Source organism: Bosea sp. (in: a-proteobacteria) (assembly GCA_023910605.1).
In the GTDB taxonomy this organism is placed as follows: Bacteria; Pseudomonadota; Alphaproteobacteria; order Rhizobiales; family Beijerinckiaceae; genus Allobosea.
Genome location: JAAVVV010000001.1, coordinates 1,745,834 through 1,764,219 on the forward strand (window position 1 = coordinate 1,745,834; position 18,386 = coordinate 1,764,219).

Genomic DNA, 18,386 nt, shown 5'->3' on the forward strand with positions numbered 1-18,386 from the left:
GGCGGAATCTTCAGCCGAAGCGCGCGCCCAGCGCAGCGACAGCGGCGGGCAACTCGCTGAAGTGCTGGATCACGAGGTCGGGCTCGAGCGACTCGATCGGCACATCGGTGTAGCCGAAGGGCACGCAGATCACCGGCAGGCCGGCATTGCGCGCCGTCAGTATGTCGGTGCGCGAATCCCCGATCATGATGGCGCGCGTCACATCCCCGCCCGCCGCTTCGATCGTCAGCGTCAGGTGCCGCGCATCGGGCTTGAAAAAGGCAAAGCTGTCGCGCCCCGCAATCGCGGCGAAACGCCGGGTGACGCCGAGCGCATCAAGCAGCAAAAGCGAATGCCGTTCCGGCTTGTTGGTGCAAACCGCGAGCCGGTGCCCCGATGCGGCAAGGGCCTCCAGCGCCGGCAGCACGCCATCATAAAGGTGCGATGCATCCGCCACGCGCCCGGCATAGACATCGAGAAACGTCTCGAACAAGGCTTCAAGCGTGTCGGCAGACAAGGGCCTGCCATAGAGCATGAAGGCCCGCTCGATCAGCGCCCGTGCACCCGCCCCTACAAGATCGCGCGCTTTCGACACCGGCACGGGTTCCAGCCCTTCCTTCGCCAGCACGACATTCAGCGTGCCGATGATGTCGGGGGCGGTCTCGGCGAGCGTGCCGTCGAGATCGAAGACGATGGTGGGCGGGGAGAGGGCGCGCGTGATGTTCATGGTGGCGCACCTGTGCTGGGTTCCCGCCGCCATGGCAAGACAATAAAACTCAGACCGTGCGCCTCTCCTTGCATCATGCCGAACAGCGCATGGCGGGCTTTCAGTTGAGAGCCCCGAAACCCGACGCCGGCCGCGCGGTGCCTGCTGGCGCAGGGCGGCGAGGTGCTGCCTTCTCGCTGGCAGCCGGCGCAGCCTGAGCGCTGCCGAAGCCGAAGAACACGACCGGACGCAGGCTCAAGGCGGGTCCGGAGCTTGCACTCAGGCGCACATGGATTTTGATGTTCATGGTGATCGGCAGGGCTCCGCGACGTTGCAGGCCGCCAGCGAACGCGCAGATCTCTTGCCGTCCGGTTTGGACATCGCGTCAACAGGCCGCCAACGGGGCCGCACGCCAAAACCCCGCCTGATTCAGAGGCGGGGCTCGGGACGTTTCCTCGAAATCTGGCCGACGGCGCTTGAGGGCGCGCCTTGTTCGGTCTGGCCGTCTTACTTCTGCTTCACGACGATGGGGGTGAGCAGGTCTCCCCAGAAGCCGCCTTCATGGTGGTGGCGGGCGGAGCGTTGCAGCTCGACCGAGAGGCCTGCATCCACCGCCTTCATCACAGAGGCGTTGAGCCGGTGCAGGTCGTTGGCGAGCATGCGGATCGCCATCTTCTGCTCTTCGTTCATGCTGGAGGCGAAGCCTTCGGCGCGCTCTTTCACATTGGCTTTGGTCATCGTCGTCATTCCTCTATGCGCGGGTATGCTGGCCGCGGTCCGAGTGTGGGGTTGGCAGTGGGGTAGTGGGCAGTCAGGCGATCAGGCAGGGGAGGGCGGCGGCGGGCGTCATTCGAGTGCCCGCGGCCGATTCCCCGCTGCCCTCTCGTCATTCCGCAGCCTGAAGCTTCGGCGCGGCATCCTTCCTGAACTGGTCGGCCTCGGTCGAGTCGGCCAGCGCGGTGGTGGAGGACTGGCCGGCGGAGATGGTGACGGCCACCTGATCGAAATAGCCGGTGCCGACTTCGCGCTGGTGGCGGGTGGCGGTGAAGCCACGTTCCTCTGCGGCGAATTCCCGCTGCTGCATCTCGGAGTAGGCCGCCATGCCGCGGTCGCGGTAGCCATCGGCGAGATCGAACATCGACAGGTTCAGCGAGTGGAAGCCTGCCAGGGTCACGAACTGGAACTTGTAGCCCATGGCGCCCAGCTCGCGCTGGAACCTGGCGATGGTCGCCTCGTCCAGCTTCTTGCGCCAGTTGAAGGAGGGCGAGCAGTTGTAGGCGAGCAGCTTGCCAGGGTGTTTCCTGTGAACCGCTTCGGCGAACTTGCGGGCATCCTCCAGGTCGGGGTGCGAGGTTTCCCACCACAGCAGGTCCGCGACTTCCGCGAAGGCCAGGCCGCGCTTGATGCAATGGTCGAGGCCGGTGCCTTCCTTCAGGCGATAGAAGCCTTCGGGCGTGCGGCTGTCGGGCTCGATGAATTCGCGGTCGCGTTCGTCCACGTCGGAGGTTATCAGCCGGGCCGATTCGGCGTCGGTGCGGGCGATGACCAGGCTCGGCACGCCCATCACGTCGGCGGCGAGGCGCGCGGCGGTGAGGTTGCGCTCATGGGCCGCGGTCGGAATCAGCACCTTGCCGCCCAGATGGCCGCACTTCTTCTCGGAAGCGAGCTGATCCTCGAAGTGGACGCCGGCCGCGCCGGCCTCGATGAAGGCCTTCATGATCTCGAAGGCGTTGAGCGGGCCGCCGAAGCCGGCTTCGGCGTCAGCCACGATGGGGGCGAACCAGTCGCGCTTGGCGCCGCCCTCGGCGTGCTCGATCTGGTCGGCGCGCTGCAGGGTGCGGTTGATGCGGCGGCACAATTCCGGCGCGGCGTTGGCGGGGTAAAGCGACTGGTCGGGATACATCGCCGAGGCGGTGTTTGAATCGGCGGCGACCTGCCATCCCGAAAGGTAGATGGCCTTCAGGCCAGCGCGGACCTGCTGCATGGCCTGGTTGCCGGTCATCGCGCCCAGCGTGTTCACGAAGGGCTCCTCGTGGAGCAGCTTCCAGAGCTTGTTGGCGCCCCGCTCGGCCAGCGTGTAGGCGATAGGGAAGGAGCCGCGCAGCTTCGCCACGTCTTCAGGCGTGTAGGTGCGGCGGATGCCGTCATAGCGGCCCTCGGGGGCGGCGGGGACGAGGTCCTTGAAGGTCGGCTTGCTCATGGGAAGGCTCCGTTTCAGCTCATACAGAGGTTTTACAACTTTGGTCTGAACGCAGGTGGAGGGCGTCCAACTCGGTCGCTGGGGGTGGTTTATGTGTGCTGCACTGCGATAAAAGGCACAAGTCGGACATTTATCCGGAAAGGTAGCGTTGAGTGGCTTTGACTTTTGTGTAAATGTAAAACGGTAAAAGCTGTACGTGTAATCGCCGCCGAGAACGAAGAGGTTCCGCCATGTCCGACGAATCCGGGCGCAAGATCCTGGCCGGGGCGAGGCTCCGGCGTCTGCGCCGCGAGCTTGCGCTGTCGCAGACCTCGATGGCGATGGAGCTGGGCATTTCGGTGAGCTACCTGAACCTCATGGAGCGCAACCAGCGCCCGGTGACTGCGCAGGTGCTGATCCGCCTTGCCGAGGTCTATGACGTCGATCCGCGCTCCTTTGCCCGCGAGGAGGAGATCCGCGCCGCCAGCGAGCTGGAGGAGGTCTTTTCCGATCCGCTGTTCCGCGCGTCGCCCGTGCCGAAGACGGAGCTGCGCGAGGCGGCCGACATCGCCCCCTCGCTCGTCAGCGCCATCCAGCGGCTCTACCGCGCCTATGTCGAGACGCGCGAAAGCGGGGAGGGCGGCTTCACCGATGCGGACCGTAGCGAGGGCGGGCAGATCGGGCGTGACAATCCGGTCGAGCGGGTGCGAGACTTTCTCCACGCGGCCAACAATCATTTCCCGGAAATCGAAGAGATTGCCGAGCGCGTTGCCGGCGAGCTGTCCGGCGCCGGGCATGAGCTGTTCCACGCCCTGGGCGAGAGGCTGCGCGAGCGCCACGGCTTGCGGGTGCAGATCCTGCCGGTGGACGTGATGAGCCAGGCCTTGCGCCGCTTCGACCGGCACCGCCGCCGCCTGATGATCTCCGAACTGGTGGAGCCATGCGGGCGCACCTTTCAGGCAGCCTGCCAGCTTGCCTTCATCGAGGCCAATGACCTGATCGACGCCATCGCCGCCCGGCTGGATCCCGGACAAGGGCCGGTGCGCCGCCTGTTGCGCATCACACTGGGCAATTACTTCGCGGCCGCGCTGATGATGCCCTATGCGCGTTTCCTGCAGGCGGCCGAGACGCTGGATTATGATGTCGATGTGCTGAGCGCGCGCTTTTCCGCCAGTTTCGAGCAGGTGGCGCATCGGTTGACCACGCTGGCCCGGCCCACCGCCCGCGGCATCCCGTTCTTTCTTGTCCGCGCCGATCTGGCGGGCAACGTCTCGAAGCGGTTCTCCTCGGGCAGCTTTCCGTTCTCGCGCTTCGGCGGCACCTGCCCGCGCTGGAATCTGCACCAGGCCTTCCGCTCGCCCGGCCGCGTGCTGACCCAGATCGTGGAGCTGCCGGACGGGGCGCGGTGGTTCTCCATGGCGCGCACGGTGCGGCGCACCGCCTCGCCCTGGGGCGAGCCCGAGGCGCAGTTCGTGATCGGCCTGGGCTGCGAGTTGAAGTTCGCCAGTCGGCTTGTCTATTCGCGGGGGCTCGATCTCAAGACCTACGAGCCGACCCCGATCGGCATCAACTGCCGGCTGTGCGAGCGGCAGAACTGCTCGCAGCGCGCCGCGCCGCCGCTCATGCGCACCCTGCAGATCGACGAGAGCGTGCGCGGCATATCGCCATTCGATTTCGAGGCCTGAGCGCGGGACGCAGTCCCGCCGATGAAGAGCGCGCACGCATCAAGAAAACCGGAGCCTCAAGCTCCGGTTGCCATTCATCGCTCATGGAGGGCGGCACAGCGCCGTGTCACGGTCGGCTCGACCGCGCATGCGGCCGCCGAGCACAAGGCCCTGCGGCGCCGTAGAGCGCGCGCCACGGGCCGCGGCGCTGGCATGAGCGGCCGGCTGGCATGGCCGCTGAGCGGGACAGGAGCATTACCGACTTGCCATCACCCATGCCGAAGGTGTCCATGGGACGCCCCAGGACTTTGCCGCGACGGGAACCATGCCTGCCTCACCCCTGACTTCGACGGCTCAGCGCGAGGACGCGGCCGCCTCGCCGGCGCCCGGCGCATCCGGGATCGGCCTTCCGGCTTCGGGCGCAGCGCTTTATCGTCCGCCTGCGCCAAGGCCCCTTTCACCGGTGCTTTCCCTGCTGCGCGTGATGGCGACGCGGCCGCGCAGCTTGCTGAAGCTGGTGCCGGAAGCCGCCTACCGTGAGATGGTCACCCCGCTTGGCATGTCGCGGCGCGGAATCCTGCTCGTGAACGACCCTGAGCTGACCCGCACGATCCTGACCAATCCGCTCGGCATCTACCCCAAGAACGACCTCATGGTCGGCGCGCTGGAGCCGCTGGTCGGCGAATCGATCTTCGTCTCGGATGGCGCTGCCTGGGCGCGGCAAAGGCGCATGGTCGAGCCCGCTTTCTCCCATATCGGCATCAACCGCGCCTTCGGCTGGATGCGGCAGGCGGTGGATGATTACGAGCGGCGCCTCGACTCGGTGGCGGCCGAGGGCGCGGCCTTCTCGCTCGACGCGGCGATGAGCCACCTCACGGCGGACATCATCTGCCGCACCATCTTCTCGCAGTCGCTGGCGCTGCAGACCGCGCGCGACGTGTTCAGCTCCTTCGCCGAGTTCGAGCGCTCGGTGGCGAGCGTCGATCTGCATCAACTCATCCTCGGCAAGCCCTGGGAGCGCGTCAGCCAGCCGGCGCGCGTGCTGGTCGCCTGCGAGCGCATCCGCGCCCATATCGACGCGCTGCTGGCGCCGGCCCTCGATGCGGCCCCATCAGGCGGCGACATTGTGAGCGATCTCATCGCGGCCCGCGACCCCGAGACGGGCGAGGGCTTCACCCGCAAGGAGCTGATCGACCAGATCGGCGTGTTCTTCCTGGCCGGCCACGAGACCACGGCGAGCGTGATGACCTGGGCCTTCTTCATCCTGTCGCAGCAGCCCGACATGGTCGAGCGCCTGCGCGCCGAGATCGACGCCGTGGTGGGCGAGGGCGAGGTGGAGCTTGCCCATGTGAAGAAGCTCGAACTCGTGCGCGACGTGTTCCGCGAGACGCTGAGGCTCTATCCGCCCATCACCTTCATTCCGCGCGTCGCTGCTGAGGATGTGCAGATCGGCCGTTACCGCGCGCGCAAGGGCGCCATGATCATGATCGCGCCATGGACCACCCACAGGCACCATGCGCTCTGGGCGAACCCCGACCGCTTCGACCCGGACCGCTTCGCGGGCGCGGCGGAAAAACAGATCGTGCCCGGCAGCTACATGCCCTTCGGCCTCGGCCCGCGGATCTGCGTGGGAGCGGCCTTCGCCACCATCGAAAGCGGGCTGATGCTGGCGCGCCTCGTGCGCCGCTATGATTTCGAGGCGATCGCGCCCGATGAGGTCCTGCCCGTGGCGCGCCTCACCACGCGCCCGGCAAGCGAGATCATGATGCGCGTGAAGCTGCGTGCCGGCCGCTGAGCGCGCTCTTCAGCGCGCCGCCACCATCAGCCCGGAGCCCACAAGCATGACGCCGGTGGTCTGGTTGAGCCGCTTTGCCGTTCCGCTCGACACCAGCATCCGCCCCGCGCGCCGGGCAAGGACCATGTACACGACATAGACCACGAACGAGACCGCCACGACCACCGACATGAGGACCACGAAATCGATCACGCCGATGCGGGAGAGGTCAAGGAATGTGGGCAGCAGCGCGCCGTAGAAGATGATGGGCTTGGGGTTTCCGAGCGTGACGACGAGGCCCAGCAGCACATCCCTGGCGAGGCCCTTGGACCGCGCGGCCTCGATCGAGACCGGCCCGCCTGCGCTGCGGAAAGCCTGGATGCCCAGCCAGATCAGGTAGGCCGCCCCGGCATATTTCACGATCTGGAATAGCGGCCCCATCGCGCTGGCGATGGCCGAAAGGCCGACCATGGCGATGGCGAGGAACACCGCATCGCCCACCACAAGCCCGGCCGTCACGGCAAGGCCCGAGGCGTAGCCGCCGCCCAGCGTCCGCGACAGGATGGCGACAAGGCCCGGACCCGGTGAAACCGCGAGGACCACAAAGGCGCCGGTGAAGGCAAGGATAGCGTCGATTGCCATGAAGAGCCGCGTTCCGGTTCGGAGCCGCCACCTAAGCGGATCTGTGCGAGAATTTCACCTCTTTTTCAGGCATGATGTGCGCTTGCCGCAACTGGCCCCATGCAATGCCGCGTCCGCGGTCAGTCCGCCGCGACACGCTTCTTCTTCCAGCCGAAACGCTCGAAATAGTTCCGCTTTCCGGCATGCCAGAAGATGATGCCGAGCCCCACGATGCAGGGCACCGACCAGGCGATGGGATTGAGCGCGTGCTGGGGCGCATAGCGCACGGCCCCGAAGGCGAGGAAGGCCGTGTAGCAGGAAATCCCCGCGCCGACGCCGGCCTTGAAGTGCTCGATCAGGTAATCCATGCGCGGCGGCGCGGGCTTGGCGATGAACCACAGATTGGTGGCGGCCGAGGCGAAGCCGATGAAGGGCATGAGGATCATCAGCGGCTGGCCGATCATGATCCCGAGCACGAGGCAATTGAGCGCCGTCGCCAGCGTGGCGAACTGCATGACGAGATGGATCGGCTCGCGGTTGCGCGCATGGGCCGCCTTGTTGGCCACCACCACCAGCGAATGCCAGGCAAGGCTTGCGGTGAGCACGCCAAGATACAGCATCATCCAGCCGAATATGCCGCGAATCATCGTCGTGTCGGTCAGCTTGGGGTGGGTGGGCAACGGTGCGATCAGCGTCAGCGCAGCCATGGCCGCAGCCAGAACGCCGTTGACGAGCATGGCCCAGGCGAACCACCGTCCCCAGCGGCGATGGTTCACCCCGCCCTTGCGCCCGATCACCGGCACCCAGAAGGCCGCGAGCCCGAAGGCGCCGACGACGATGTGAACGAGGACGATGTGCTCGAAAAGCCAGACAATCATGGATGCTCCCCCGAACACCCGCCACAATGGGTGGAGCCTAGCTGCTGCAGCCCCATATGTCACTCACGCACCGAGCGCGGAAATGGCGCGGCATTGGCGTCCGCGCCGGCGCTTTCCGTGGCGGTCACGGCAGTAGCCTGAAAGAGGTCGGCATGGTCAAGGCAGTCTGGAACGGAACCGTCATCGCCCTGTCCGATGACACTGTAGTGGTCGAAAACAACCACTATTTCCCGCCCGAAGCCGTGGATCCAGCCGTGCTGAGGCCAAGCGCGACCACGAGCATCTGCCCCTGGAAGGGCACGGCGCATTATCACAGCCTCGTGGTGGATGGCGCGGAGAACAAGGACGACGCCTGGTTCTATCCTGAGCCCAGGGACGCAGCGAAGCAGATCCGGGGCCGGATCGCCTTCTGGAAAGGCGTCAGGGTCGGGTGACGGCGGCGCCCTGCGATTGCGTCATTCGTCGAGCGTGTAGCGGTCGAGCTTGCACACATTCACCGCGCTGCGCGTGATGATGTCGCCATCCGCGAATTTGAAGCGGAAGTCGTAGATGCAGTCGGGGCGATTGTCGCTCATGTTGACGCTGATCTCGCTGCCGGCGTTCAGCACCTTCGAGCCGAGGATGTCGTTCTCCCATTTGGAGACGCGCGCGGGCGAGGCCCAGAAGGACTCAAGTTTGATCGACGTGTTGTTGAACAGCGTGAAGGTGCACACCTCCACCCCACGATTGCAGGCCAGACCCGGGGTGGCGGAAAGGCAAAGCGCGGCCGCGGCGCCCGCCAGCGCAAGCTTCATCGATGTCATCATGAAAACCCCCGGAATCATCGTTGCCCTCCGGCAGGTTTTCGTCGAATCGCCGCGCTGTCAATCTGCAAAGAGGATGAACGCCCGCCGGGCCACAGCACGCCAGGACCGGCACGCCAGGACCGGCAGGCCAGGACCGGCACGCCAGGACCGGCACGCCAGGACCGGCACGCCAGGACCGGCAGGCCAGGACCGGCAGGGCGGGGTGCGGCTGTCTCTGGCGCGCGCTGCCGGGCCATGCAGTCGCCGCGTCTTAAAATCGTGCCTTCAAGCTGCTATCTCAGCCGGGAACGCAGGGTGGGCCGCTCATGGTGACGCATCCTTGCAAACCAGGTGGCCGCAAGACGGACGCCATACCAAGAGGAACGCCATGCAACTCAAAGATCCCAGCCTCCTGAAGTCGCAGTCCTACATCAATGGCCGCTGGGTCGGCGAAGGCACCGAGGCCGTGACCAACCCGGCGACGGGCGAGGTTCTGGCGAAGGTGCCGCATCTGGGCGCGGCCGAGGCCACCGAGGCGGTCGAGGCGGCCGGCGCAGCCTTCAGGCTCTGGTCAAGGAAGCTGGCCAAGGAGCGCACCGCGATCCTGCGCAAGTGGTTCGACCTCATCATGGCCAATGCCGATGACCTCGCCGTCATCATGACCTCCGAACAGGGCAAGCCGCTTGCCGAGGCCAGGGGCGAGGTGGTCTATGCCGCGTCCTTCGTCGAGTATTACGCGGAGGAGGCCAAGCGCATCTATGGCGAGACGATTCCCTCGCCCTTTCCCAATGCGCGCGTGCTGGTCACCCGCCAGCCGGTCGGCGTCATCGCCGCGATCACGCCGTGGAACTTCCCGGCCGCGATGATCACCCGCAAGGTCTCGCCGGCGCTGGCCGCTGGCTGCACGGCCGTGATCAAGCCCGCCCCCGAGACGCCGCTGACTGCGCTGGCGCTGGCGGAACTGGCCCACCGCGCCGGCCTGCCGCCAGGCGTGCTCAACATCATGACCGGCGACGCCCCCGCCATTGGCGGCGTGTGGTGCGAGCATCCCACGGTGCGCGCCATCGGCTTCACCGGCTCAACAGAGGTGGGCAAGCTGCTGATGCGCCAGGCCGCCGCCACGGTGAAGAAGGTCGGCCTCGAACTGGGCGGCAACGCGCCCTTCATCGTCTTCGATGACGCGGATCTCGACGCGGCCGTCGAAGGCGCGATGATCTCGAAGTATCGCAACATGGGTCAGACCTGCATCTGCGCCAATCGCATCTACGTGCAGGACGCGATCTATGACGCCTTCGTGGAGAAGTTCGCGAGGAAGGTCATGGAGCTCAAGGTCGGCAACGGCCTCGAGGTCGGCGTGATGCAGGGCCCGCTCATCACCATGGAAGCGGTAGAAAAAGTGGAGAGCCACATCGAGGATGCCGTCGCCAACGGCGCGAAGGTTGTGGTCGGCGGCAAGCGCCATGCGCTGGGCGGCACGTTCTTCGAGCCCACGGTGATCAGCCATGCCACCACCCGCATGGTGGTGGCGCGCGACGAGACCTTCGGCCCGATGGCTCCAGTCTTTCGCTTCACGGACGAGGCCGATGTCATCGAGCAGGCCAACGCCACGCAGTATGGCCTCGCCTCGTATTTCTACGCCCGCGACCTCGGGCGCGTCTTCCGCGTCTCCGAAGCGCTGGAATACGGCATGGTGGGCGTCAACACCGCGCTGCTCGGCGCGGCTGAAGTGCCGTTCGGCGGGGTCAAGGAATCGGGGCTGGGCCGTGAGGGCTCCCGACACGGCATGGATGAGTTCACCGAGATCAAATACGTGCTTCTGGGCGGCATCGGCGCCTGATCTCGCCAAGATCTCGCCAAGATATCACAAATATCTCGCCAAAACTTCGCGGCGTCAATCCGACCCTCCGGCTGCATTGCCGGAGGGTTTTGCCGTTGCTGGGCAGGCGCGCCGGGCGGAGGCGTGCCGGCCTGCGACGTCTCGGCGCAGAGGCTGTTCGCACTACCTTAACCACACCGTGGCAGGGATCACATCTGCGTCATCGCACGGCTGTTCCTGACCGGCTCACGTGAATGTGGTGTAGATGGAACGAAGAAGCTGAATATCTGTTCATGTGAAATCTGCGCAGCCGTGAGGCGGCGCATTGGCTGGGCCCTGGAGGAATGGCGATGGCGGCGCCCGTGCGCGGCAGGGACGTGAGGTTGGACGTGTTCAGGGGCCTCGCGCTTCTGATCATCTTCATCACGCATGTTCCCGGGCTCGTGTTTGCAGGCTTCACGCCTCGCGCCTTCGGCTTTGCGGATGCGGCGGAGGCGTTCGTTCTGCTGGCCGGCCTTGCCGCCTATCATGCCTATTCGCGCCCGTTTCTGAAGGCCGAGCTCACGACCGGCGCGATCATGCGCGGCTCGCTGCCGATCTTCACCCGCGTCTGGCAGCTCTACGTCACGCATGTGGCGCTGGTTGTGCTGGTCACCGGCATTCTGGCCTATGCCGCGCAGCGCTTCGGCGACCCGGAATATCTGGAGGCAAGCGGGCTTGACGTGCTCCTCAGCCAGCCGGCGGAAACCGTGCTGGGCATCATGACGCTCACCTTCCTGCCGCACTTCCTCGACATCCTGCCCATGTATGTCATCCTTCTTGCCGCCCTGCCGCTGGCGGCTCTGGCCTTGCGGGTGCATTGGGCGCTGCCGCTGCTCATGAGCGCTGCTCTATACGGAGCAGTGCAAGTCACGGGCCTCAACCTGCCGAACATGAATGCTTCGAGCGTCTGGTTTTTCAACCCTTTCGCGTGGCAGTTTCTCTTCGTGCTTGGCTTTGTCGTGTCGCATCTGGCTGCCGCCGGCAGGCTTGACGGACTGTTCGCGCGCGGCGCGCTGCTCAAGGTCGTGACGGTGCTGGCGCTTGGCTATGTTGCCTTCACGGTCCTCGCCGCCGCTCCCTGGCGCCAGTTCGCGGCCTTCGCCAACATCGAGGTGCTGGACCCTGCCTATCTGCCGCTAGCTGACAAGACCAACCTCACGCCGCTGCGCCTTTTCGATGCGCTGGCGAAGTTCTGGCTGATCGCAGTTCTGGTCGATCGCGGCGCGGCCTGGCTCGATAAAGGCGCGGGCCGGATGCTGGCCCTGGCTGGCCGTCACAGCCTGCCGGTCTTCGTGCTGGGGCTTGTTGCCTCCACCATCGCCACGGTGCTGGTGAAGCAGGCCGCCTATGGGCTGGGAGTTCAGTTCGCGGTCACGCTCGGCGGCGTCGCCTTGCTCATCGGCTTTGCCGCGCTGCTCGATTGGCAGGCGCGTACGCTGAAGCGCGAGGCCGCTGCCCGCCCCGCGCCGGAGGCTCCACAAGGCGCCGCCGCGCCGCTGATGGGCAAGGTCATGGCCCAGCCCTCGACAAAGTGACCGCATGTGGCATGATCACGCCATGGGCCTGCGGATGATGACAGACTCCAGCGACGGACAGTCCGGGCCAGCTTTCGCCCGCAGCGCGCTGTGGGCCGTCGTCGTCGCGCTCACCCTGTCGATGGCTGGCGCGCCGGCTCGGGCGCAGTCAACCGCCGCAAATCCCTCGGCAAATGGTGCGGCGCCGCCGGCATCTGACGCACCGGGCCCGCCGGCTGCGCCCTTGCGGCCCGGTCTGGTCACCGTCATCGCGCTCGACGGCTCCGCCTTGCCTCAAGGCATCGTTGCGGCCGTAGGCGAGAATCCCACGGTCTGGTTCTCGGCTGCGGCGCGCAGCGCGGTTGGCGCAATCGAGGTCGCCTCGCGCACGGTCGGTTACATCGCTCTTGGCCATGGCGCTAAGCCGCGCGGCCTGACCCGCTGCCCCAATGGCCGCCTTTATGTGCTGGATCCGACGCTGAACGTGATCCATGAGGTCGATCCTGCCACCGAGCAGGTCAGCCGCCACTCCATGCCCAATGGCGAGATCGCCGATCTCAGCGGCGCGGTCTGCACCAGCGGCAATCTGGTGGTCTTCACCGGCTATAATGGCTGGGTGGGCAAGCTCGACACCGCCACGGGCAAGGTGACGTTGCTGGAATCGGTGGCCGGTCGCGGCCCCGCGCAGATGGCCATGGGCCCCAATGGCCTGATCTGGTTCGCCTCTTACGCTGCAAATCAGGTCGTGCGTCTCGATCCCGAATCCTTGCGGCAGGAGGCGTTCGCCATGCCGTCGGGCGTGGAAGGTCCGAAAGGCATCGTGGTGGATAGCGGCGGCCGCGTCTGGGTCAGCGCCTTCCGCTCGGGCCGGATCGCGCGGCTCGATCCCCGCCGCCGGGCCTGGGATGCCTGGCGCCTTGGGTCCGGCTCTCGCCCCCATGCGGTGGCGCTGGATTCAGGCGGCGCCGTGCTGGTCACCGATATAGGACGTGACCGGTTGCTGCGCTTCGATCCCGCGACCGGCTCAGCGGCCTCTGTGGCGCCCCTGTCCGAGCGCGGTCAGGCCCGCGCCATGACCCGGCTTGGCGACCAGATCTGGATCACTGAAACCGCTGCTGATCGTGTGCTGCTGATCGATCTCGCGGCCCAGCCTTCGCACTGATCCCGCCCGGCGCTGCGCCACGCGCTTTCGCGCCGGACGGGGCCGTCGAGGCCCTCTCAGTATTCGTTGCGGACGAGATCGAGCCGTGCCGCCGGCATGCGCTGCTGCTGGGGCAGGGCTGCGACAGCGACGCTGGCACGGACCAGATGAACCGCGAGGGCTTCGGCCAGCACCACGCCGGTGCACACATGCATGGGCACCGTCATGTGCAGGCGGTCCGGCTTGATGAGGTCGCTGTCCTCGGCAAGCCTGGCTTCGAGGATGCCCTGCATCAGCGCGAAGCGGCTCCACAGCATCGCGCCATGGCGCTCCGCTGCGGTCTTGAGCACCGATTGCACGGGTTGCAGCATGGGAGAGGCCGCCACCGCCGGCGCCACCTGCGAATCCATCAGCACCACCGGCGCGCCGATCGCCTCAAGCTGCGCCATGCCCTCGGCGACGCCATGGGCCACGATATCGGGATCGATGCTGCGCACGATGTCGTTGGCGCCAAGCTGCCAAACCACGAGGTCGGGCTTCATCGGCGCCACATCCTCGGCGAAGCGCTTGACCGTGTCGGTGATGCGCTCGCCGCCACGGCCGCGATTGACCACACGCACGGCGCCTGGCCCCAGAATCGCGTTGAGCCTGGCCTCCAGATGGGTGGGATAGGCGAGGCTGCGGTCGCTCAGGTCGGAGCCCTCCGTCGAGGACGAGCCGATCGCGACCAGCGTGATGGTCTCCCGGCGCGCAGCCTTCTCGGCCAGCGTCGCCAACTTGCGGGCGATCGCCGTTTCAGGGTTGGCGTCGGCGGAGAGTTTGACCTGGCGACACCAGCCTGGCCCCTCGCGCATGTCGAAAGACGAAAAGGCCGGCTGTGCCGCCGCGAGCAATGACAGGGCCGCAAGGGCGCCACGCAGACCGCAGTTCATCATCGTCCCAGGCATCCTTGCTCAAGCCGCGCCATGTCAAGCTCGTGCCGGCTTCGCTTGCCGGAGAGCGTTTCCGGCAGCGTCGCCATGCACGCCATGCGTTGCCGCACCGCGCGATGACATCGACAGGTTTACCTTCGCTTCTTCAACCGATATGCGGCGGTCCATGAACCGGAGATGAGCATGGCCGATCTCGAAGCCCTGAAGCGCGCCGCTGCAGCCCGCGCGCTGGAACTGGTGAGGCCTGGCATGCGGCTCGGTCTGGGAACTGGCTCCACGGCCAGGCATTTCGTGGAGTTGCTCGGACTGCGCGTCAGTGAGGGCCTGTCCGTGCTGTGCGTGCCGACATCGGAGCAGACCGCGGCGCTGGCGCGCGCTTCGGGCGTGCCGCTGACGACTCTCGATGAGACCCCCGAACTGGACCTCACCGTTGACGGGGCGGACGAGATCGACCCGGGCATGCGGCTCATCAAGGGCGGCGGCGCGGCGCTGCTGCGCGAGAAGATCGTCGCGGCCGCGTCCCGCCGCATGGTCGTCATCGCCGACGAGACCAAGCTGGTCGAGATGCTCGGCCGCTTTCCGCTGCCCATCGAGGTGGCGCCCTTCGGCATCGCCAGCACGGCACGGCTTGTGGAAGCGGCGCTGGCGGCCTCGGGCTGCAAGGGACCGCTGACCCTGCGCCGCGATGCAGCCGGCCAGCCTGTCATGACCGATGGTGGCCATCACCTCCTCGACGCCGCGCTCGGGCGCATTGACGAACCCGAGGCGCTGGCCGCCCGGCTTGTGGCGATTCCGGGCGTCATGGAGCACGGCCTGTTCCTCGGCATCGCAAGCGGCGCCATTCTCGCGGCGGCCTCAGGGGTGCGCCTGCTGGGCCAATTTGATTGACGACACATGCTGCGGTCTGACAAGGACACGTCAACATGCAAAGGAAACTGCCAATGAAGCATACCATCATGGCGGCGCTTGTGGCCGCTTCCGCCTTCGTCGCCGCTCCGGTGGCCGCGCAGACCGCTCCCTCGACGCCTTCCGTCACCGCCCAGCCGGCGGCGGAGTCCCATCTTCGCGTCGCGCGCGAATTTCTCGAAGCCTCCGGCATCGCCCGCACCTTCGATGCGGCCTTCCCCGACATGGCGCTGCGCATCCGCCAGAATTTCTCGGCAGCGCGCCCGGAGTTGCTGAAGGACATGGATGACACCCTCGTCGCCCTGTTGCCCGAGATCAGGACCCGCCGCGGCGAGATCATCGAGCGGACCGCGCGCCTCGCCGCGACGGCCTTCCCGGAGGCCGAGCTGAAGGAACTGAACACCTTCTTCAACTCGACCATCGGCAAGAAGTACGTCAACGTGCAGATTCAGCTTCTGAATGACGTGTTCCAGGCCATGGAACCCTGGATGCAGCAGACGACGGAGTTTTTCCTGACGCGCTTCCGCGAGGAAATGCGCAAGAAGGGCCACACGCTCTGAGCCTGCAACGGCCGCTGGTCGGCCCCCGGGGGAATCATGCGCGACGTTGATCTGTTTGTGATCGGCGCGGGATCGGGGGGCGTGCGCGCCGCGCGCATCGCCGCAGGACATGGCGCGCGCGTCATGATCGCCGAAGAAGACCGCATCGGCGGAACCTGCGTGATTCGCGGCTGCGTTCCCAAGAAGCTCTATGTCTATGCCAGCCGCTTCGCGGACGACATCGCGGACGCGGCCGCTTTCGGCTGGAACGTGGGGGAAGCCAGCTTCGACTGGCCGCGGCTGCGCGATGCCGTGTCGGCCGAGGTCGCGCGCCTGTCCGGGCTCTATCGCAAGGGCCTCAACGCCGCCGGCGTCGAGATCGTCGAGGAACGCGCCGTCGTCACGGGCCCGGACACGGTGCGCCTGGCGCGCTCGGGCGAGACCATCCGCGCCCGCCGCATCCTTGTGGCGACCGGAGGCTGGCCCAGCTTCGATCCAGCCATTCCGGGCGGCGAGCTTGGCATCACCTCCAACGAGGTCTTCCACCTGCCGTCGCTGCCGCGCCGCATGGTCGTGGTCGGGGCGGGCTACATCGCGCTCGAGTTTGCCTCCGTCTTCGCGCGCCTCGGCGTTGCAGTCACGGTGCTGCACCGCGGCGACAATGTGCTGCGCGGCTTCGACGAGGATATCCGACTGCGCCTGAAGGAGGCGCTGCTGCGGGGCGGCATCAGCCTGCGCCTTGGCGTCACCATCGCCTCCATCGCGGAAGGCGAGGGGGGCGTGCGCCACCTTGCCTTGTCGGACGGGTTTACGCTGGAGACCGACGTGCTGATGGTGGCCACCGGCCGCCGTCCGAACACGGCGGGGCTGGGGCTCGAAAGCGCCGGGGTCGAACTTGGTCCCGATGGCGCGATCAAGGTGGACGATGCCTCGCGCACCTCCTGCCCGTCGATCTTCGCCGTGGGAGACGTGACCAACCGCGTCAATCTCACCCCGGTCGCCATCCGCGAGGGCCATGCCTTCGCCGACAGCGAGTTCGGAGCCAGGCCCTGGACAGTGAAGCATTTCCCCATCGCCACGGCCGTCTTCACCACGCCCGAGATCGGCGCCATCGGCCGCTCCGAGCACGAAGCGATCCGGATGGGCTGCAAGGTGCGGATCTTCGACACGGCTTTCCGCCCGATGCGCGCCACCATGACGGGCCGCGAGGACCGCACCTACATGAAGCTCGTGGTCTGCGCCGACACCGACACGGTGCTGGGCGCGCATATGCTGGGCCCCGATGCCGGCGAGATCATGCAGTCGCTCGGCGTCGCCATCACCATGGGCGCCACCAAGGCGGATTTCGACCGCACCATCGCGCTGCATCCCAGCGCCGCGGAAGAATTCGTGACCATGCGCACCCCGCGCGCCAGCTGACGCCGCCTTCTCCCATCCTGAATCATCGGTTGAAGCATTTCACCCGCCGTCGTCATGCGCTGACTCAAATTCTCAGCCGGCGGACTCAGCCTGTGCGCAAACGGCTCCAAGGCCCTGAAGGGAATCACGAAACGTCCAGCAGCGAGCGTCCGGCCCCAGCCGGATGCAGCCGGGGGGTGCGGCGGCGGCGCTTGCCCTGCCTGCTGCGCTCCCGCAGGATCGCTTACCATCAACACCGCAACCTGACCGGATCATGCCATGGCGATCATTTCCTATCTGACAACGATCCGGTTCGATTTCGGCGCCATCGCCGGCCTGCCCGAGGACATGGCGGCGGCGGGCATCAGCCGGCCGCTCCTGGTCACTGACAAGGGCGTGGTGGCCGCAGGGCTCGCCGCGCGCGTCCTGGAGTTCATGCCCGGCGCCGCCGTGTTCGACGGCACGCCGGCCAACCCCACGGAAGAGGCCGTGATGCAGGCGCTGGCCGCCTATCGCGAGCATGGCTGCGACGGCATCGTGGCGCTCGGCGGAGGCTCGCCGCTTGACCTCGCCAAGGGCGTGGCGCTGCTGGCGACCCATGCCGCGCCGCTGCGGCAATACGCGCTCATCCTCGGCGGGCTCAAGCTGATGAAGCCCGAGGGCGCGCCGATGATCGCGATCCCGACCACGGCGGGCACCGGCTCGGAAGTCGGCCGTGGCGCGGTCATCAGCTTTGCCGATGGCCGCAAGCTGGTGATCGTCGGCCCCGCCATGATGCCGCGCCGTGCTATCTGCGACCCGGAACTGACCCTTGGCCTGCCGCCGCTGCTCACCGCAGCCACCGGCATGGATGCGCTGACCCACTGCATCGAGTGCTTCATCTCCCCGCTGGAGAACCCGCCCGCCGCCGCCATCGCGCTGGATGGCGCGGTCCGCGCTGTGGCCAACCTGCCGCGCGCCGTCGCCAACGGGCAGGATCGCCAGGCCCGCTGGGAGATGCTGATGGCGTCGATGATGGGGGCGATGGCCTTCCAGAAGGGGCTGGGCGCGGTCCACGCCATGTCCCACGCGCTGGGCGGGCTCAAGCAGGTCAGCCTGCATCACGGCACGCTCAATGCCGTGCTGCTGCCGGCCGTGCTGCGCTTCAACCGCCCGGTGGTCGGCGACAAGTATGAGCGGCTGGCCTCAGCCTTTGGACTGCCCGAGGGCACGCGCCTCGATGCCTTCATCGCCGGCCTCTCGGCCAGCCTGGGCCTGCCCGCCTCGCTCTCGGCCATGGGCGTGAAGCGCGACTGGTTCGAGGCCGTCGCCGGGAACGCGCTCGCTGATCACACCACCGCCACCAATGCCCGCCCCGTCACGCTCGCAGATTACCGCGCCTTGCTCGATGAGAGCTTCTGAACCGCCGCGCCTCAAGACGCGGCTGTCCCGGCCCCGCCATTCGCGATGATCGGGTTGCCATGGTGCTGCCCAGGGGCGTCGAGGCGCTCCCGGCTGGCCCAGCGCGCGATT

At 67.0% G+C, this 18,386-nt stretch carries 16 protein-coding genes and 1 pseudogene; 10 read left to right on the top strand and 7 right to left on the bottom strand.

The window, feature by feature from the left end:
- Positions 1–10: 10 nt before the first annotated feature.
- From HEQ16_08445 to aceA, 3 genes are all read right to left on the bottom strand, one after another.
- Complete coding sequence (locus tag HEQ16_08445; GenBank protein MCO4054069.1) at positions 11–706, bottom strand: phosphoglycolate phosphatase; 696 nt, start codon at positions 704–706, stop codon at positions 11–13.
- A 486-nt stretch (positions 707–1,192) separates the two neighbouring features.
- Positions 1,193–1,432, bottom strand: coding sequence for a hypothetical protein (locus tag HEQ16_08450; GenBank protein ID MCO4054070.1), 240 nt, complete (start codon positions 1,430–1,432; stop codon positions 1,193–1,195).
- Positions 1,433–1,571: 139 nt separating this feature from the next.
- Entirely contained in the window at positions 1,572–2,885 is a 1,314-nt protein-coding gene (gene aceA / locus HEQ16_08455; protein MCO4054071.1) for an isocitrate lyase, read from the bottom strand.
- Between the two features lie 230 nt (positions 2,886–3,115).
- Between aceA and HEQ16_08460 the strand changes: the two genes are divergently transcribed.
- Together HEQ16_08460 and HEQ16_08465 are read left to right on the top strand one after the other, a co-directional pair.
- Positions 3,116–4,549: a DUF2083 domain-containing protein gene (locus HEQ16_08460; GenBank protein MCO4054072.1), complete on the top strand. Its 1,434-nt coding sequence runs from the start codon at positions 3,116–3,118 to the stop codon at positions 4,547–4,549.
- A 304-nt stretch (positions 4,550–4,853) separates the two neighbouring features.
- Complete coding sequence (locus HEQ16_08465; GenBank protein MCO4054073.1) at positions 4,854–6,323, top strand: cytochrome P450; 1,470 nt, start codon at positions 4,854–4,856, stop codon at positions 6,321–6,323.
- A 9-nt stretch (positions 6,324–6,332) separates the two neighbouring features.
- Here the strand turns inward: HEQ16_08465 and HEQ16_08470 are convergent, their stop codons facing one another.
- Both HEQ16_08470 and HEQ16_08475 read right to left on the bottom strand, forming a co-directional pair.
- Positions 6,333–6,944: a LysE family translocator gene (locus HEQ16_08470; protein MCO4054074.1), complete on the bottom strand. Its 612-nt coding sequence runs from the start codon at positions 6,942–6,944 to the stop codon at positions 6,333–6,335.
- A 182-nt stretch (positions 6,945–7,126) separates the two neighbouring features.
- Positions 7,127–7,801 (bottom strand): annotated as a pseudogene (locus tag HEQ16_08475) (hypothetical protein).
- A 152-nt stretch (positions 7,802–7,953) separates the two neighbouring features.
- Here HEQ16_08475 and HEQ16_08480 point away from each other — a divergent pair.
- Positions 7,954–8,235, top strand: a complete 282-nt coding sequence (locus HEQ16_08480; protein ID MCO4054075.1) for a DUF427 domain-containing protein — start codon at positions 7,954–7,956, stop codon at positions 8,233–8,235.
- A 21-nt stretch (positions 8,236–8,256) separates the two neighbouring features.
- On the opposite strand, the gene HEQ16_08485 is transcribed toward HEQ16_08480, so the two are convergent.
- Positions 8,257–8,607, bottom strand: a complete 351-nt coding sequence (locus HEQ16_08485; GenBank protein MCO4054076.1) for a hypothetical protein — start codon at positions 8,605–8,607, stop codon at positions 8,257–8,259.
- 367 nt (positions 8,608–8,974) lie between these two features.
- Here HEQ16_08485 and HEQ16_08490 point away from each other — a divergent pair, with 367 nt between their 5' ends.
- The 3 genes from HEQ16_08490 (at position 8,975) to HEQ16_08500 (ending at position 13,120) form a co-directional block, all read left to right on the top strand.
- Positions 8,975–10,423: an NAD-dependent succinate-semialdehyde dehydrogenase gene (locus tag HEQ16_08490; GenBank protein ID MCO4054077.1), complete on the top strand. Its 1,449-nt coding sequence runs from the start codon at positions 8,975–8,977 to the stop codon at positions 10,421–10,423.
- A 329-nt stretch (positions 10,424–10,752) separates the two neighbouring features.
- Complete coding sequence (locus HEQ16_08495) at positions 10,753–11,979, top strand: OpgC domain-containing protein (GenBank protein MCO4054078.1); 1,227 nt, start codon at positions 10,753–10,755, stop codon at positions 11,977–11,979.
- Positions 11,980–12,001: 22 nt separating this feature from the next.
- Positions 12,002–13,120: a hypothetical protein gene (locus HEQ16_08500; protein MCO4054079.1), complete on the top strand. Its 1,119-nt coding sequence runs from the start codon at positions 12,002–12,004 to the stop codon at positions 13,118–13,120.
- 56 nt (positions 13,121–13,176) lie between these two features.
- On the opposite strand, the gene HEQ16_08505 is transcribed toward HEQ16_08500, so the two are convergent.
- Positions 13,177–14,034 (bottom strand): hypothetical protein, encoded by an 858-nt coding sequence (locus HEQ16_08505; GenBank protein ID MCO4054080.1) that lies wholly within the window; start codon positions 14,032–14,034, stop codon positions 13,177–13,179.
- A 174-nt stretch (positions 14,035–14,208) separates the two neighbouring features.
- On the opposite strand from HEQ16_08505, the gene rpiA reads away from it, so the two are divergent.
- The 4 genes from rpiA to HEQ16_08525 all read left to right on the top strand — a co-directional run bounded on the left by rpiA (position 14,209) and on the right by HEQ16_08525 (position 18,275).
- Positions 14,209–14,919, top strand: a complete 711-nt coding sequence (rpiA, locus tag HEQ16_08510) for a ribose-5-phosphate isomerase RpiA (GenBank protein ID MCO4054081.1) — start codon at positions 14,209–14,211, stop codon at positions 14,917–14,919.
- A 53-nt stretch (positions 14,920–14,972) separates the two neighbouring features.
- A complete protein-coding gene (locus HEQ16_08515; GenBank protein ID MCO4054082.1) occupies positions 14,973–15,497 on the top strand; it encodes a DUF2059 domain-containing protein in 525 nt (174 codons plus the stop codon).
- Positions 15,498–15,533: 36 nt separating this feature from the next.
- Positions 15,534–16,895 carry a glutathione-disulfide reductase gene (gene gor, locus HEQ16_08520; protein ID MCO4054083.1) on the top strand — a complete coding sequence of 454 codons (1,362 nt, stop codon included), beginning with the start codon at positions 15,534–15,536 and terminating at the stop codon, positions 16,893–16,895.
- A gap of 258 nt (positions 16,896–17,153) precedes the next feature.
- Complete coding sequence (locus tag HEQ16_08525) at positions 17,154–18,275, top strand: iron-containing alcohol dehydrogenase (GenBank protein MCO4054084.1); 1,122 nt, start codon at positions 17,154–17,156, stop codon at positions 18,273–18,275.
- Positions 18,276–18,386 lie beyond the last annotated feature (111 nt).

Excerpts from the sequence above, each read along its gene's own strand:
- HEQ16_08445 (MCO4054069.1), bottom strand. The coding sequence starts at position 706 with ATGAACATCACGCGCGCCCTCTCCCCGCCCACCATCGTCTTCGATCTC.
- HEQ16_08450 (MCO4054070.1), bottom strand. The coding sequence starts at position 1,432 with ATGACGACGATGACCAAAGCCAATGTGAAAGAGCGCGCCGAAGGCTTC.
- aceA (MCO4054071.1), bottom strand. The coding sequence starts at position 2,885 with ATGAGCAAGCCGACCTTCAAGGACCTCGTCCCCGCCGCCCCCGAGGGC.
- HEQ16_08460 (MCO4054072.1), top strand. The coding sequence starts at position 3,116 with ATGTCCGACGAATCCGGGCGCAAGATCCTGGCCGGGGCGAGGCTCCGG.
- HEQ16_08465 (MCO4054073.1), top strand. The coding sequence starts at position 4,854 with ATGCCTGCCTCACCCCTGACTTCGACGGCTCAGCGCGAGGACGCGGCC.
- HEQ16_08470 (MCO4054074.1), bottom strand. The coding sequence starts at position 6,944 with ATGGCAATCGACGCTATCCTTGCCTTCACCGGCGCCTTTGTGGTCCTC.
- HEQ16_08480 (MCO4054075.1), top strand. The coding sequence starts at position 7,954 with ATGGTCAAGGCAGTCTGGAACGGAACCGTCATCGCCCTGTCCGATGAC.
- HEQ16_08485 (MCO4054076.1), bottom strand. The coding sequence starts at position 8,607 with ATGATGACATCGATGAAGCTTGCGCTGGCGGGCGCCGCGGCCGCGCTT.
- HEQ16_08490 (MCO4054077.1), top strand. The coding sequence starts at position 8,975 with ATGCAACTCAAAGATCCCAGCCTCCTGAAGTCGCAGTCCTACATCAAT.
- HEQ16_08495 (MCO4054078.1), top strand. The coding sequence starts at position 10,753 with ATGGCGGCGCCCGTGCGCGGCAGGGACGTGAGGTTGGACGTGTTCAGG.
- HEQ16_08500 (MCO4054079.1), top strand. The coding sequence starts at position 12,002 with ATGGGCCTGCGGATGATGACAGACTCCAGCGACGGACAGTCCGGGCCA.
- HEQ16_08505 (MCO4054080.1), bottom strand. The coding sequence starts at position 14,034 with ATGATGAACTGCGGTCTGCGTGGCGCCCTTGCGGCCCTGTCATTGCTC.
- rpiA (MCO4054081.1), top strand. The coding sequence starts at position 14,209 with ATGAGCATGGCCGATCTCGAAGCCCTGAAGCGCGCCGCTGCAGCCCGC.
- HEQ16_08515 (MCO4054082.1), top strand. The coding sequence starts at position 14,973 with ATGAAGCATACCATCATGGCGGCGCTTGTGGCCGCTTCCGCCTTCGTC.
- gor (MCO4054083.1), top strand. The coding sequence starts at position 15,534 with ATGCGCGACGTTGATCTGTTTGTGATCGGCGCGGGATCGGGGGGCGTG.
- HEQ16_08525 (MCO4054084.1), top strand. The coding sequence starts at position 17,154 with ATGGCGATCATTTCCTATCTGACAACGATCCGGTTCGATTTCGGCGCC.